14 protein-coding genes are annotated in these 14316 nt (G+C 69.2%); 7 read left to right on the forward strand and 7 right to left on the reverse strand.

Annotated features, from left to right (window positions below):
* The first annotated feature begins 96 nt into the window (after nt 1-96).
* Nucleotides 97-1308, forward strand: a complete 1212-nt coding sequence (locus tag HY726_14425; GenBank protein MBI4610191.1) for a GTP-binding protein — start codon at nt 97-99, stop codon at nt 1306-1308.
* Entirely contained in the window at nt 1305-2276 is a 972-nt protein-coding gene (locus HY726_14430; protein MBI4610192.1) for a polysaccharide deacetylase family protein, read from the forward strand. Before HY726_14425 ends, HY726_14430 begins: the two co-directional genes overlap by 4 nt.
* A 349-nt stretch (nt 2277-2625) precedes the next feature.
* On the opposite strand, the gene HY726_14435 is transcribed toward HY726_14430, so the two are convergent.
* A complete protein-coding gene (locus HY726_14435) occupies nt 2626-4950 on the reverse strand; it encodes a DUF1343 domain-containing protein (GenBank protein ID MBI4610193.1) in 2325 nt (774 codons plus the stop codon).
* A gap of 101 nt (nt 4951-5051) precedes the next feature.
* On the opposite strand from HY726_14435, the gene HY726_14440 reads away from it, so the two are divergent.
* The 5 genes from HY726_14440 (at nt 5052) to HY726_14460 (ending at nt 9880) form a co-directional block, all read left to right on the forward strand.
* Nucleotides 5052-5951, forward strand: coding sequence for an NAD(P)H-binding protein (locus HY726_14440; GenBank protein MBI4610194.1), 900 nt, complete (start codon nt 5052-5054; stop codon nt 5949-5951).
* Nucleotides 5948-6406 (forward strand): hypothetical protein, encoded by a 459-nt coding sequence (locus HY726_14445; protein ID MBI4610195.1) that lies wholly within the window; start codon nt 5948-5950, stop codon nt 6404-6406. Before HY726_14440 ends, HY726_14445 begins: the two co-directional genes overlap by 4 nt.
* Before the next feature lie 120 nt (nt 6407-6526).
* A complete protein-coding gene (locus HY726_14450; protein MBI4610196.1) occupies nt 6527-7471 on the forward strand; it encodes a chromate resistance protein in 945 nt (314 codons plus the stop codon).
* Nucleotides 7472-7514: 43 nt separating this feature from the next.
* Nucleotides 7515-8693 (forward strand): chromate transporter, encoded by a 1179-nt coding sequence (locus tag HY726_14455; GenBank protein MBI4610197.1) that lies wholly within the window; start codon nt 7515-7517, stop codon nt 8691-8693.
* Nucleotides 8690-9880, forward strand: coding sequence for an MFS transporter (locus HY726_14460; GenBank protein MBI4610198.1), 1191 nt, complete (start codon nt 8690-8692; stop codon nt 9878-9880). Before HY726_14455 ends, HY726_14460 begins: the two co-directional genes overlap by 4 nt.
* A gap of 1 nt (nt 9881) precedes the next feature.
* On the opposite strand, the gene HY726_14465 is transcribed toward HY726_14460, so the two are convergent.
* The 6 genes from HY726_14465 to HY726_14490 all read right to left on the reverse strand — a co-directional run bounded on the left by HY726_14465 (nt 9882) and on the right by HY726_14490 (nt 14134).
* Nucleotides 9882-10664 carry an SDR family oxidoreductase gene (locus tag HY726_14465; protein MBI4610199.1) on the reverse strand — a complete coding sequence of 261 codons (783 nt, stop codon included), beginning with the start codon at nt 10662-10664 and terminating at the stop codon, nt 9882-9884.
* Nucleotides 10664-11026 (reverse strand): DUF393 domain-containing protein, encoded by a 363-nt coding sequence (locus HY726_14470; GenBank protein ID MBI4610200.1) that lies wholly within the window; start codon nt 11024-11026, stop codon nt 10664-10666. The genes HY726_14465 and HY726_14470 overlap by 1 nt, the downstream gene beginning before the upstream one ends.
* A 95-nt stretch (nt 11027-11121) precedes the next feature.
* Nucleotides 11122-11826, reverse strand: coding sequence for an amino acid racemase (locus tag HY726_14475; GenBank protein ID MBI4610201.1), 705 nt, complete (start codon nt 11824-11826; stop codon nt 11122-11124).
* A 324-nt stretch (nt 11827-12150) separates the two neighbouring features.
* The gene (locus tag HY726_14480) at nt 12151-12441 is read right to left on the reverse strand and encodes a BrnT family toxin (protein MBI4610202.1); all 291 of its coding nucleotides are present in this window, start codon (nt 12439-12441) and stop codon (nt 12151-12153) included.
* A 251-nt stretch (nt 12442-12692) separates the two neighbouring features.
* Nucleotides 12693-13646 carry an alpha/beta hydrolase gene (locus tag HY726_14485; GenBank protein ID MBI4610203.1) on the reverse strand — a complete coding sequence of 318 codons (954 nt, stop codon included), beginning with the start codon at nt 13644-13646 and terminating at the stop codon, nt 12693-12695.
* A gap of 101 nt (nt 13647-13747) precedes the next feature.
* Nucleotides 13748-14134, reverse strand: a complete 387-nt coding sequence (locus tag HY726_14490) for a hypothetical protein (protein MBI4610204.1) — start codon at nt 14132-14134, stop codon at nt 13748-13750.
* Nucleotides 14135-14316 lie beyond the last annotated feature (182 nt).

Genomic DNA, 14316 nt, shown 5'->3' on the forward strand with positions numbered 1-14316 from the left:
CCGCCGACGAAGCCCCCCGCCCAGGCCGTCGCCCCGAAGCCTCCGCCCCCGCCCGTCGTCCAACCCGAGCCGTGGCCCGAGCCCCTCGAGGGATGGGTGGTGGACGCCGCGCGCCGGCGCCCGATCGCGGGGGCCTCGCTCTCGGTCGGCCACTACGAGGTCAGGACCGACGCGGACGGCCGCTTCAGCATCGGGCCGCTCTCCCCCGATGCGACGGTCCTGGTCAAGGCACCGGGCTACGAGCCGAGACAGGTGTCCATCCGTGCTGACTGGACCACCGTCGCCCTGGCGCCCCAGGTCATCAAGGCCGCTTACCTCAGCTACTTCGGGATCGGCGACCGCGCGATTCGCGAGCGGGTCTTTGCCCTGGCTGATCGCACGGAGCTGAACGCGGTCGTCATCGATGTCAAAGGCGATCGCGGCTTCATCCCCTACCCGACGCAGGTGCGGCTGGCCGTGGAGGCCGGCGCCCTCGGCCCCGTCCGCCTCCGGGCCTTCGAGGAGATGCTCGCCGGGCTCAAGGCCAGGGGCATCTACACGATCGCGCGCGTCGTCGCCTTCAAGGACGACGTCCTGGCCCGCTACCGGCCCGAGTGGGCGGTCCTGGACACGCGGACCGGGAAGCCCTGGCTCGACAACGAGCGGCTGGCCTGGCTCGATCCGTTCAGAGAGGAGACCTGGAACTATGTCATCGAGGTCTCCCGCGAGGCGGCCCTGAAAGGGTTTGACGAGATCCAGTTCGACTATGTCCGCTTCCCGGCCGATGGCAGGCTGACCGCCGCGAGGTACTCGAAGCCCAACACCAAGGAGGCGCGCCTCCAGGCCATCTCGACTTTCCTGGCGCGGGCGCGCCGGGAGCTGGTCCCGACCGGGGCGTTCGTCGCTGCCGACATCTTCGGCTATACCGCGTTCAACGAGAACGACACCGACATCGGACAGCGGATCGAGGAGCTGGCCGCCCACGTGGACTACCTGAGCCCCATGGTCTATCCCTCCGGCTACCACCGGGGCATCCCGGGCTACCGGAACCCCGTCGAGCACCCGTACCAGATCGTCTTTCAGACCGTCCGGCTCGTCCGCCAGCGCGCGGCGCACACCGGCGTCAAGGTGCGGCCGTGGATCCAGGACTTCCGCGATTACGCCTTCGACCGGCGGCCGTTCGGCGTGAGAGAGGTCCGCGCCCAGCTGAAGGCGGCGGAGGACGCGGGGGCCGTGGGCTGGATGCTCTGGAACCCGCGCAACGAGTACACCGGGGCGGCGCTCCGTCCCAAGGTGGCCATGGCGTCCGGGCCCCGGCCCCCCCGGTGACGCGAGCCCGCCCGCCCTGGCTCTGGCTGGTTCTCGGGCTCGCGGCGTGCGCGGGATCGCCCGACCGAGCGCTCGCCCAGCTCAGGCCCAACGAGCTCGGCCGCGTCATGATCCTGGCCTACCACCAGATCGCCGAGCCCGAGGCACGCTGGGCCCGGACGCCGGCCAACTTCCGCCGGGACCTCGGGCGGCTCTGGGAGCGCGGCTACCGCCTCGTGGCCCTCACCGAGCTCCTGGACGGGACGCTCAACCTCCCCGCGGGAACCAGCCCGGTGGTGCTCACCTTCGACGACTCCTCCCCCGGCCAGTTCCGCTACCTGGAGCGAGACGGCGAGCCCGAGATCGATCCGACCTGCGCGGTCGCGATCCTCGAAGCCTTCGCCCGGGCCCACCCCGACTTCGGCCTGAAGGCGACGTTCTACGTGCTTCCCGGCGCTGCGCAACCGCACCGGCTCTTCGGCCAGCCCGGCCACGAGGCGCGGAAGCTCCGCTACCTGGTGAGCCGCGGCTTCGAGATCGGCAACCACACGCTCTGGCACGCTAACCTCTCGAAATACCCCGAGCCCACGGTCCGAGCGCAGCTCGCCGGGGCCCAGCGCTGGATCCAGCGCCTCGTCCCGGGCTACCAGCCGCGGACCCTCGCGCTCCCCATGGGCGCCTACCCGAAGGAGCTCGGCTGGGCGACCCGCGGGAGCGTCGACGGCGTCACGTACCGCCACGACGCCATCCTGATGGTGGCCGGCGGCGCCGCGCCCTCGCCGTTCTCCCGGCGCTTCGACCCCTACCGCGTGCCGCGAATCCAGGCGCTGGAGTCCGAGCTCGATCACTGGCTCAAGTACTTCGAGCGGAACCCCGACGAGCGCTTCGTGAGCGACGGCGATCCGGCCACGGTCACAATCCCGAAGGGGCGGCGCGGAGAGGTCCGCGACCCGGCCGGACGATCCCTCCGAATCGCCGAGCGCGAATGAGGCAGACGGCGCCGCGGGTCCGTCCCGGCCTCCTCGTCAGCGATCCCGGACGGGTCCTGTCCCCCTCCCCGCGCACCACGCTTTCAGCGTGCGTGCGCCGGGGACCCAGCCCCACCGTGCTCGTCGGACTGCGCGCGGTGGGGCGCCCCGGGCGCCGCCTCCCGTCCGGGATCGCCTGGGGCGCCTCGCTGAGCGGGCCGCGGGTGGCGCGGCGAGCGGGGCGCCCCAGCGGCGGCGCCGGGGGGTCCCCCACACCGGGCGGGGGGTGGCGCCGACGCTGGGGCTGTGCCCCCGACGCCGAAGGCGTGGGGAGGGGGCGACAGGACCCGCGGCCCCGAGGCGAAGCGGGCTACCGGTAAATGAGGTGTGACTGCCTGCGCTGGAGGAAGTCGGCCCGCTCCACCTCGGCCCAGTCGAGAATCCGCATCAGCGGCTCGCCGCGGAGGAAGGCCCACATGGTGGAGCGGTTCACCAGGAGATTCTGGATCGCCTCCGGCCGGAACTCGGTCGGGTAGCGTTCCCTGAGCGCTCTCGCGAGAGCCAGCGCCACGGCCACCGGCCTCACCGCCTCCCGGTCCGTCACCACCAGCCTCACCCCCCCGACGTGCTCGCGCGCGTACTTGTCCGCCGCCGGCGTGAAGTAGACCGGAAAGAAGCTGACGCCGGCGAGGCCCTTGGCGTTCATCGCCTCAGCCACCGCGATCGGGGCAATCCAGGGCGCCCCCACCACCTCGAACGGTGCCGCCGTGCCGCGCCCGACCGAGAGGTTCGTCGGCTCGAGGAGCCCGATCCCGGCGTAGAGGAGCGCCTGGTGGAGCGAGCGAATGTTGGGCGACGGATTGATCCAGGCGAGGCCGGTCTCGTCGTACCAGCGGGAGCGCTCCCAGCCCCCAAGCGGGATCACGGTCAGCGAAACGGGCAGGCTGCGCTCGGCCACGACGAGCTTCGCGAACTCCCCGATGGTGAGGCCCGTCCGCACCGGGAGTGGGTGGGGCGCCGTGAAGGAGCGGAGGTCGGGGTCCATCATCGGCCCCTCCACGAGCTTTCCGGTGAGCGGGTTCGGCCGGTCGAGGACCACGACCCGGATGTTCCGGCGCGCGCCCTCCTCCAGGAGATAGACCAGCGTCGTCAGATACGTGTAGTAGCGGATGCCAACGTCCTGGATGTCGAAAACGAGCGTATCGATCCCGTCGAGCATGCTCGGCGTCGGCCGTCGCTCGGCGCCGTAGAGGCTCCAGACCGGCAGGCCTGTCGCCCGGTCCCTGGCGTGAGGCACGGGCTGCGTGGCCTGGCCGGTGAGCCCGTGCTCGGGGGCGAAGATGGCCTTGAGCATGACCCCACGCGCCCGGGCGATCAGATCGATCCCGCGCCGGCGGCGGGCGTCCACGCCCGTCTGGTTGGTCACGAGCCCGACCGAGCGCCCTCTGAGGAGGGAAAACTGCTGCGCCGCCAGGACGTCGAGCCCGCTCTGCGTCGGCTCCCGCGGGGCGGCTGGCGCGTCCGCGGCCGGGACGCGCGCCTGGGCTGCGGCGACCTCCACGCGGGGGAGTGGCGGGGCGAAGAGCGCGGCGCCGACCGCCGCCGCGACGCGCATCCTGATCTCGCCGACCCGCCCCTTCCCGTACGGGTGCACGCGGTTCGTCAGGAGGACGAGGTAGCTCCGGCTGGGCGGGTCCACCCAGAGCGCCGTCCCCGTGAAGCCGGTGTGTCCGACCGAGCCGTGCGGGAAGAACGGACCGAGCGGGCGCGAGAAGGGGGAGGCCATGTCCCAGCCGAGGGCCCGCGTCACCTCGCCGACCGTGAGCGGGCTCAGCATCGTCCTGACCGTGGCCGGCGCCAGGATCTGCGCGCCCTGGAACCGGCCGTCGCTCACCAGCATCTGGCAGAAGCGGGCGAGGTCGTCGGCCGTCGAGAAGAGGCCGGCGTGGCCGGCCACGCCGCCGAGGAGGCGGGCGTTGCCGTCGTGGACCCGGCCCCACAGGAGGCCGTCGTTCACCACTTCGGTGGGAGCGATGCGGGAGCTGACGCGGGGATCCGGGTTGAAGGCGGAGTCCCGCATCCCCAGCGGCTCGAAGAGGCGGCGGGCGACGAACCGATCGAGGGGCTCACCGCTCACGCGACGCACCAGCTCGCCGAGGAGGATGAAGCCCGTGTCGCTGTACCGGAAGCCGCCCCCGGGCGGGTACTGAAGCGCGCCCTCGGCCAGCGCGCGGGCGGTCTTGGGAAACCTCTCGCGGAGCGCCTCCGCCGGCGGCAGATCGCCGAGCCCGGCGGTGTGGGTAAGGATGCGCCGGATCGTGAGCTCCCGATACTTCCGTCCCTTGAACTCCGTCAGGTACCGCGCTAGCGGCGCGTCGAGGCTCACCTTCTCCTGCTCGACGAGCAGGAGGACCGCGGGCGCCGTCGCCATCACCTTCGTGAGCGAGGCCACGTCGAAGATCGTGTCCTCCGTCATCGGCTCGCGCGCCGGCAGGAGGCTCCTCAAGCCAAACGCCTTCCGGTAGAGCACGCGCTCGCCCTGCCCGACCAGGATCACCGCGCCCGGGATCTCGCCGGCGTTCACCGCGTCGAGGGCAGCCTGGTCCACCGCGGAGAAGTCCTGGGAGTGGGCCGCCGCTGGGATGCCGAGCGCGAGGAGGAGGAAGACGACGGGAAGGGCCGACACGCGCCGCATGCGCTTTCATGATACCGGCGAGGGGGCGCTGACGCGACAGGAAATTCCGCAGCGTTGCGGCCCCCGGGGCGGAGTGATAGGATGCGCCAGAGTCTCGGCAGATGGCACGGATCTTTGTCACGGGCGGGACGGGGTTTGTCGGCAAAGCGGTGATCCGAGCGCTCCAGGCCCACGGCTTCATCGTCCGCTGCCTCGTACGCCCCGGCTCCGAGCAGGATCTGCGGGGCTTCGAGGCCATCGAACGCGCCCCCGGAGACGTGCTCACCCCTAAAGGGTTCGCGGATTCGATCCATGGCTGCGCCGCCGTCATCCACCTCGTCGGGATCATCCGCGAGCATCCGGGGATCGGCGTTCGTTTCGAGCGCCTGCACACCGCGGCCACTGCCCACGTGCTCGAAGCCGCGCAGGCGGCAGGGGTGACGCGGTACCTCCAGATGAGCGCCCTCGGCACGCGCCCCGGGGCGCGCTCGCGCTACCACCGGACCAAGTGGGAGGCCGAGGAGCTGGTGAGGCGGAGCGGGCTCAGGTGGACGATCTTCCGCCCGTCGGTGATCTACGGTCCGGGCGACGGGTTCGTCACGCTGCTGGCGCGCATGGTGCGGTGGCTCCCCATCGTGCCCGTGATCGGCGACGGGCGATACCGGCTCCAGCCGGTCCCGGTGGAGCAGGTCGCCGAAGCCTTCGCCCGGGCCCTCGAGCGGGACACGACCATCGGCCAGACCTACGAGGCGGGCGGGCCACGACCGTACGCCTTCGTCGAGATCCTGGACCTGGTCGGTGCGGCCCTGGGCAAGCCCAGGGTCCGCAAGGTCTACCAGCCGCTGGGCCTGATGCGCCCGCTCGTAGGAGTCCTCGAGCACATCCCGTTCTTCCCGCTGACCTCGGACCAGCTCCTCATGCTCGAGGAACACAACGTCTGCGACCCGACGCCCTTCTTCAAAACCTTCGACCTGGAGCCCCTCGACTTTCCCGAGGGCCTCCGCCGGATGTTCCAGGCATGACCTCGCCCTTCGGCACCTCGCTCCGGCGTGACCCCGACGACCCCCGCGGCCTCCTCGGGAGGATCGACGCCCAGGTCCGCGAGCGCCTGGAGGAGGCCGTGGACGCCGTCTGCCTGGACCTGATGGTCCAGCTCCGCCGGAAGCACAGGCGGCCGATGCCCGAAGCCGACAACGCGGAAGACCGCCGCGAGTTCGCGCGCCTGGTCCAGGAGTTTCTCGTCTATCTCCGGCAGGCCTACTGGACGGGCCTCCCCGAAACGGAGCGGGGGACCGTGACCCAGGCGGAGGCGGGGAGCGAGGAAGCCCGGCGTCTCGTGGGCGCCCAGGTGGCCCTGGCCAAGCTTCTCCCCGACTACTGGCAGCGCTTCGAGGGCTTCAGCGCCGCCTTCGCCGAAGGACGGCTCGCCGCGCCGCCGTCCAGGCCCGGCCTTCTCAGCCGCCTCTTCGGGCGCTGAGCGTCGCGCCGCGCCCGAGCCCCTTTCCCCGGCCTCGATCTGCTCGCGCTTCGCCGACCCGAAAAAAACGCCTTGACAGGTGAAACATGTGCTATTACTGTTTGCAACAACTGATACATCATGAAACCGTGGCTCGTCCTGATCGTGAGCCTTCCGCCCCACCCCTCGAGCCTCAGGGTGCGCGTCTGGCGAAAGCTCCGGGCCCTGGGGGCCGTCGCGCTCAAGAACTCGGTCTACCTGCTGCCGTTCACGCCCGAGACCTACGAGCAGTTCCAGTGGCTCAGCCAGGAGATCCAGAAGGACCGGGGGGAGGCCACGCTCCTCAAGGTAGATCGGATCGAGAACCTCAAGCCCGACGAGGTGGTGCGGCTCTTCCAGGACGCCCGGGACCGGGACTACCGCGACCTGGCGGAGCGTTATCGGAAGCTCCTACGCAACCTCGACAGGAAGGCCTCTCGCCGGGCCGCCGCATGGCGCGACGACGAGGTCGGCCGCCTGGCCCGCGACCTCGAGCGGATCCGGGAGACCGACTTCTTCGACGCCCCCGGCTACCGGGAGGTCGAGCGCCTGAAGCAGACGATCGAGCTGCGCCGCCGGGACCCGGCCGCCTCCGCCGAGGACCGCACCCCCACCGCACTCGAAGGCCTCCGCGGAAAGCGCTGGGTCACCCGTCCCCGTCCCCACGTGGACCGGGTCGCTTCGGCGTGGCTGATCAGGCGCTTCATCGACCCGGAGGCCCAGTTCCTCTTCGCGTCGCCCGAGGAGTTCCCCGCCGACGCGATCCCGTTCGACGCCCTCGGGGCCGAGTTCGGTCACCAGGGCGAGGACTGCACCTTCGAGACGCTTCTCAAGCGCTCAAGCCCGGGCGACCGCCGGCTCGTCCCCCTGGCCGAGGTCGTCCACGAGGCCGATCTCCGCGACCAGAAGTTCCACCGGGACGAGGCCCGCGGCATTGATCTGGCGATCCGCGGGCTCCTGGCGGCGCTCAAGGACGACCACGAGGTTCTGGCCCACGGCATGACCCTGTTCGACGGCCTCTACGCCACGATCGGAGAACGGAGCTAGCGGTGGTGGAGCGGCTGCTGGACGCGGGCGCGGAGGTCGGGGCGTGAGCCGGGCCGCGGGCGCCTTCGGGACGCCCGCCACCCTCTGGGAGCTGGTCCGGTACTTCCTCTATCTGGGGAGCCTGGGCTTCGGCGGGCCCGTCGCCCTCGTCGGCTATATGCAGCGGGACCTGGTCGAGCAGCGGAAGTGGTTCAGCAAGGAAGACTACATGAAGGGCCTCGCCCTCTCGCAGCTCGCTCCGGGCCCGCTGGCGGCCCAGCTCGCGATCTGCCTGGGCTATGTCCATTCGAGGGTCTGGGGGGCCACGCTCGTGTCGCTCGCCTTCATCCTCCCCTCGTACCTGATGACGGTCGCGATCAGCATGCTGTACGTCCAGTACGGCGGGCTCACGTGGATGCAGGCCGCGTTCTACGGCGTCGGCGCCGGGGTGATCGGCATCATCGTCCGTGCCGCGTACCGGCTCACCCGCCTGACCGTCGGATCCGCCCGGCTCCTCTGGTCCGTCTTCGCCGTGATGGCGGTCGTCACCGCCTGGACCGAATCCGAGATCGCCACCCTCTTCATCCTGTGCGGGGTCGCCGTCCTCTTCATCGAGGCCCCGCCCCGCTGGCTCCGGAGCGCCCGGGCGTCGCTCTGGGCCGTGCTCCCGCTTCCGGCCTCGCTCCTCTCGGGCATCGGTCCCGCCGCCTCGGCAGGCACCCTGGGGCAGATCCTCTGGTTCTTCGCCAAGGCCGGCGCCTTCGTGTTCGGAAGCGGCCTGGCCATCGTGCCGTTCCTCTACGGGGGCGTGGTTCAGGAGTACCGGTGGCTGAACGACAAGCAGTTCCTGGACGCTGTCGCCGTCGCGATGATCACGCCGGGACCGATCGTCATCACGGTGGCGTTCATCGGCTACCTCGTCGGGGGGCAGGTCGGAGCCCTCATGGCGGCGATTGGGGTGTTCCTCCCGATCTACCTGTTCGTCGTGATCCCCTACCCGTGGTTCGACCGCTTCAGCGAGAACCCCCAGGTGAAGGCCTTCGTGCGGGGCGTGACCGCGGCCGCGGCGGGCGCCATCGCCGGGGCCTGCTTCGTCCTGGCCCGCCGCGCGATCATCGATCCCCCGACCCTGCTGATCGCGCTCGCCGCGCTCGCGATCCTCACGCGCTTCAAGATCCCGGAGCCGGTGGTCATCATCGCGGCCGGCATTCTCGGGATCGCCATCTTCTCCGTGCGCCCGTGAGCCCGTTCCTCGCGCTGGTCCTGGCGGAGTTCCTGGCCCGGTTCGGCTACACGATGGCCCGAAGCCCGGTGCTGCCGCGCTTCGCCCAGGATCTCGGCGCCGCGCCCGAGCTGATCGGCCTGATCGTGGCGGCCTCGACCGTGACGGGCGTCGTCGTCAAGCTCCCCGCGGGGGCCCTTTCCGATCTGCTGGGGCGCAAGCGCATGATGCTGCTCGGGTGCGTCTTCTTCGCGGCGCCACCGTTCCTCTACCCGCTCGTCCAGTCGCCGGGCACGCTCCTGGCGCTCCGCTTCCTCCACGGCTTCGCCACCGCCATCTTCGCCCCCGTGGCCTCGGCCTTCGTCGCCGACCTCTCGCCGCGAGGACGCGGGGAGACGCTCGGCTGGTTCGCCGCGGCAGGCGATCTGGGCCGCACCCTGGGGCCTCTCCTCGGGGGGTCGCTCCTGTTCTACACGGCGAGCTACCCGCTCACGTATCTCGGCGTCGGAGTCCTGGGCCTCCTCCCGCTCCCCATGGTTCTCCGTCTTCCAGACGACGGCCGCCCGCGCGGGGCCTCCACCCTCGGTGCGCGCTCACGCCGCTTCTGGAGCGGCATCCGCGAGGTCTGCTCGAGCCGCGCCGTGATCATCGCTTCGACGCTCGAGGCCGCGCTCTACGTGGGCTACGGCGCCTTCCTCGGCTTCTTCCCGCCCTACGCCAAGGGGATCGGCCTGAACGACGCCGAGATCGCCCTCGTGATGGGCGTCCAGCTCGCCACCACCATGCTCGCCAAGCCGCTCTCGGGGCGCCTCTCCGACCGGGTCGGCCGGAAGCCCATGATCCTGGCCGGCCTCTTTCTTTGCGCCGGCACGCTGCCGGCGATCCCGACGCTGACCTCACTCCTGCTCCTCTTCCCGGTCTCCGCGCTTTTCGGCCTGGGGGTGGCGATCGTCACCCCGTCGACAACGGCACTCGTGGCGGATCTCGTGAGGGCGGGGCGGATGGGCTCGGCGATGGGAGTCTTCGGCACGATCTGGGACAGCGGCGAGGCGGCGGGGCCCATCCTGGCGGGCCTCCTGATCGCGTCCTTCGACTACGGGCCCGCCTTCGGCCTGATCGCCGCCTTCATGGGCGCGGCGGCCCTGCTCTTCCTCGTGGCGGTGAAAGACCCGACCCCCGCCCCTGCGGCGGCAAAGCGGGCGGCCTGAGTCAGCGGCGGATGATGCGCGCCATCATCCAATCCACGAAGCCCGGGGCGAGCGCGCTCAGGACGGCCAGGATCCGTGCCGAGGGATACGGGTAGACCTCGGCTCGAGGATGCCGGGCGCAGCGGACGATCGCCCGGGCCACCTGCTCGGCGGACTGGCTCGGGCCGTAGCGGTGCGGCTGGATCTTCTTCGGCTCCGCCTCGTCGAACTCGGTCCCCGTCGTGTAGATCGGGTAGACCAGGCTGACGTGGATCCCGCTCTCGCGGAGCTCCTGGCGCAGCGCCTCCGTGAGCCCGACGAGCGCGAACTTCGTCGCGCCGTACGCGGCCCGATACGGAAGCCCCCGCCGGCCCACGACAGAGCTGACATTGATGATATGGCCCGATCCGGCTTTCCGCATGGGCGGCAGAACCGCCTGCGTGGCCGTGAGAACGCCGATCAGGTTCACTTCCAGAATCGCCCTGAGCTCCTCCGGCGCGGTGGCCTCGAAGGGCGCCGCCAGTCCCCGGCCCGCGTTGTTCACCAGCAGATCGATCCGGCCCCACCGGCTCAGCATCCGCTCGACGGCGGACTGGACCGCGGGAGGCTCGGTCACGTCCCCGGGGCAAACCAGCGCCTGGCCGTCCTGTCCGGCGATCTCCTGAGCCAGGGCCTCGAGCCGCTCCTTCCGTCGAGCCAGCAGCGCGACCCGCATCCCCGCGCGGGCGAGACCCCGGGCTGTCGCCGCCCCGATCCCGCTCGACGCTCCCGTCACCAGCGCCGCCTTCCCGCTCAGCTCAGGCATCAGCGCCTCGCCAGCGCACAGGAGAGCGCGTAGCGGTTGCGCGCCACCCACCCGTAGAGGCGTGGCGCGAGGAGCGCCACGCCCGGCAACGCGAACAGGTGCGCAAGCCAGCGCCAGCGCCGGAGGCGTCGAAGGATCTCGGGAATGGCGCGGTCTCCGGCCAGGAGGCGCCCGTCGGGGAGCACGAGCTGGAGCGCCTGGAGGCAGGCCGCCTCGGAAATCGACGGAAAGCGACGCCGCCGCTCGGGGGACTGGCAGGGCACGAACTCGAAGCGGCCCGGGAGCGCGCAACCCGCGACCCAGCGCATTCCCGCCCGGCACACCGGGCAGGCATCGTCGTAGATCAGCACGGCAGGCGCCATGGCCAAGAGCCTGATGCGCCTCCCTTCTTGCACAACATGCAGCGCCCCAATGATGCCGCCTACCGCTGGCCGTCGGCCGCGGCCGCCCGCCGTCGTCAGCCTGCCTCCCCAAGCATTTCAGCGACAGTCCGTTCGGCATGGATCCTGGTTGTATCCAAGAACGGAATCCCTCTGTGAGCCCCGTCCCGCAGGATCAGCGGCAGCTCTGTCCCGCCTAGGATCAGGCCCTGAATCCCCTCCCGCTCTATCAACCGATCTACTGCCGCCAGCAATCGCTCGCGCGTTTCGCCTCGAAAGACGCCATTGACGAGCTCGCTCATGTATGTGCCGTGAATATACTCCTGATCGTCCAAGTCAGGTACGATGACAGTGATTCCCTGCCTGGAGAACACCTCCGGGTAAAATCGCGCCTGCATCGTAAAGCGGGTGCCAAACAGGCCCACTCGGTTCAGCCCCAGCGCTCGCGTGGCCCGGCATGCGGCTTCCACAATGCTGACCAGCGGAATCGGGGACTGCGGTCGAATCTCCTCGAACACAATATGGGGCGTATTCGAAGCCAGAAGACCCAACTCGGCCCCGGCGCGTGCCAGTTTCGTCACTTCACCCAGCAGATACTCGGTGACTTCGGCCAACTTCTGCGCGCCGATCAGGTCCAGCATCTTCTTCAGGTCGATACTGTTGATCACGATCGGCGGGTAACTCCCATCGCGCTTCCGCTCGCGGTATAACGCGACGATCGAGCGGTAGTATTCAACGGTTGACTCCGGCGCAATCCCGCCGATGATCCCAATGGTTTTCATTCTGCCTTCCTGAAAAGCGGCCTGGGGATGTTGCTCGGGCTACCTAACGCCGGTATCAGCCGCGCGCGAAGCGCGTCGGCTGCATGCCGAAGTTATCCCGTTGCTCTCCGGCGATCACCAACCGACTTTCGGGATCGTCCGGAACTCTTCGTGGCGACCTCTTGTAGCAGCCGAAGAGCGCGATTCACCGAGCTGCTGTCGGGAAAAGCGCGCGCCACGTCTGGCTCCAAGAGAACCAGATTCGTCCCCGCGGTCGCCTGCCTGTAGTACTTGCCCCGTACGCCGCCTTTCAAGCGCGCGAGGTCGTATTCGGGACGGAGATCGTCACTGCGTCGCTTCGCCAACTGCTTCCTCATACTGTTTCCGCTCCTGGCGCGTCGCCCGCCGCGCGCTGATGATTCGAACACGGCCGTCGCGCGGGGCGTGCGCAACGAAGAGAACGCGTCGCCGTGCTGAACGGCCGATCGTGATCTCCCGGTCTTCCTGTTCGGAGTGATCCGGGTCCCAGAACGTGAGCGCCGAGGGGTCGAGGAACAATGACGCGGCCTCCTCGAAGGTGACGCGATGCTTCTTGACGTTCGCCGCAGCCTTGGCTGGGTCCCACTCGTAAGTCACGCCGGCAGATTACCACCGCCCCCATGGCGGTTCAGTGGTTCCGCGCGTCGCAACGGCTGCATCGGGATACCGGGGCGGCGGCTGAGCCGCAGGCGCCGAGGCAAGCTTGCTGGCTGACGCGCCTGACGGCTCCAGCCTCGTGATGGGCCGCGCGAGCGGCCCAGCACGCGGATGCGTACAGCCGCCACCCCGATGGGCCGAAAGCGAGCAGTCGTTGCGAAGCAACGGCGGCGAGCGTCGGCCCATCGTTCCTATTCAGCCGCCGGCCGCTCTTGGCCGGTCGGCTGCAATAGGTTGTTAGATTGACCGCGCGAGTCAGTGGCGAAGAAGCGGTTCAAAGCTTCGGTCGTGTGTTGGGGAGACTCTTCCGGGAAAAAATGGCCTGCGTTGAGCGCGTGGCCTTGAACATCGTCGCCCCAGGCTTGCCAAAGCGCGACTGGTCCACCGGCCGCTGCATACCAAGTATCAAGTGCCCCACCAGCGCTCCAGAGGGCCAGTAGAGGACAGGCTATGCGTCGCCCCTCCAAGCTATCCGCCTTGTCATGCTCGCGATCGAGCGTCGCGGCGGCTCGATATTCCTCACAGATAGCATGGGCGTGCGCGGGATCACTGATCGCCTGGGCATAGGCCGCACGCACCTGCGGGGGGAATACAGCCGAGGGAGAACCCCATCCTCCGAGCGCATTGTCGACGATAGCTTCAGATGCCACTGCCAAGATGCGTTCCGGAAGCGGCTCGGGTTGAGCCAGCAGCGACCAAGGCCAGTAGGCCAACGCGAATCTCGAATCGGCCCGGTCCCATACCGTCGCCGTCGGCAGCATGTCGAGGACGGCGAGGCGGTCGACGCGATTCGGATGGTCAAGAGCCATGCGATAAGCAACGCGACCGCCACGGTCATGCCCCGCGACAGAGAAGCGCGCAAAGCCAAGCTGCTCCATGACGATCACCATGTCCTGCGCCATGGCGCGCTTCGCGTATGGTGCACGGTCCGGGGTGGAGGCCGGACAACCGCTGCGCCCATAGCCGCGAAGATCGGGGCAGACTACCGTAAAGTTGCGAGCAAGCATCGGCGCAACGCTGCGCCACATCAGGTGTGTCTGTGGAAAACCGTGCAACAAGAGGATCGGCGACCCGGAGCCGGACCAGCGCGCAAAGATGCTGGTCTCGCCTGTCTGGATCTCGGCAATTTCGAAGTCGTCCATCATTCCAAAACCCTGAGAGTCCAAGGGCAATCTAACGCTCCGGCTGAGCGGCCGGCGCCTCGCCGGGCCGCTCGAGCCGGTTGTTAGCCGCTCTCATGGCGCTGTTACCCCCACTGATTTGCGTCCGTTGCTGCAGTGAGCGTCGACGCGGCGACATGTGTGATGACGTCACGCTTCTGATCCGTAGACAGCAGCGGCGACGTGTTGACCGCGGTGCCGAGGACCGCTCGGAGGACCTGGCCCTGCGCTGCGATCATGACGCCAAACATGTAAAACGAGCTGCCGACCGCAGCGGCGAGTACGAGGAAAAGGACGACAGCACCTACCCCAAACTGACCTCCGGCAAGGAAGCCCGCGAGCGCAATCACAACGCCGGCTACGATACCAAGTGTTTTTACCATGTTGCCCCAACTCACATTCGAGTCTGCGATGGAGTACGCGTCCGTGTACCTACCGCTAATGGTATTCGATGCATCTCCCGCTGTCGCCACCGCTGTCCTCCCCCGCGTTGTTCTGTTCACCTCATGCGGCTAACTATTGAGTATGCTGGTCGGCATAGCTCACTCTTAAACTTTCAACGGCTGCGAGAATTCTTTCCCATTTTCAAGGCCTTGTCAAACCGCTGGAGTGCCCCGCTACCGACAACTATTGGTCAGCATAGAGCAATTATGGC

Source organism: Candidatus Rokuibacteriota bacterium, assembly GCA_016209385.1.
Classification (GTDB): domain Bacteria; phylum Methylomirabilota; class Methylomirabilia; order Rokubacteriales; family CSP1-6; genus JACQWB01.

Excerpts from the sequence above, each read along its gene's own strand:
- HY726_14440 (MBI4610194.1), top strand. The coding sequence starts at position 5,052 with ATGGCACGGATCTTTGTCACGGGCGGGACGGGGTTTGTCGGCAAAGCG.
- HY726_14485 (MBI4610203.1), bottom strand. The coding sequence starts at position 13,646 with ATGATGGACGACTTCGAAATTGCCGAGATCCAGACAGGCGAGACCAGC.
- HY726_14475 (MBI4610201.1), bottom strand. The coding sequence starts at position 11,826 with ATGAAAACCATTGGGATCATCGGCGGGATTGCGCCGGAGTCAACCGTT.
- HY726_14470 (MBI4610200.1), bottom strand. The coding sequence starts at position 11,026 with ATGGCGCCTGCCGTGCTGATCTACGACGATGCCTGCCCGGTGTGCCGG.
- HY726_14465 (MBI4610199.1), bottom strand. The coding sequence starts at position 10,664 with ATGCCTGAGCTGAGCGGGAAGGCGGCGCTGGTGACGGGAGCGTCGAGC.
- HY726_14445 (MBI4610195.1), top strand. The coding sequence starts at position 5,948 with ATGACCTCGCCCTTCGGCACCTCGCTCCGGCGTGACCCCGACGACCCC.
- HY726_14450 (MBI4610196.1), top strand. The coding sequence starts at position 6,527 with ATGAAACCGTGGCTCGTCCTGATCGTGAGCCTTCCGCCCCACCCCTCG.
- HY726_14435 (MBI4610193.1), bottom strand. The coding sequence starts at position 4,950 with ATGCGGCGCGTGTCGGCCCTTCCCGTCGTCTTCCTCCTCCTCGCGCTC.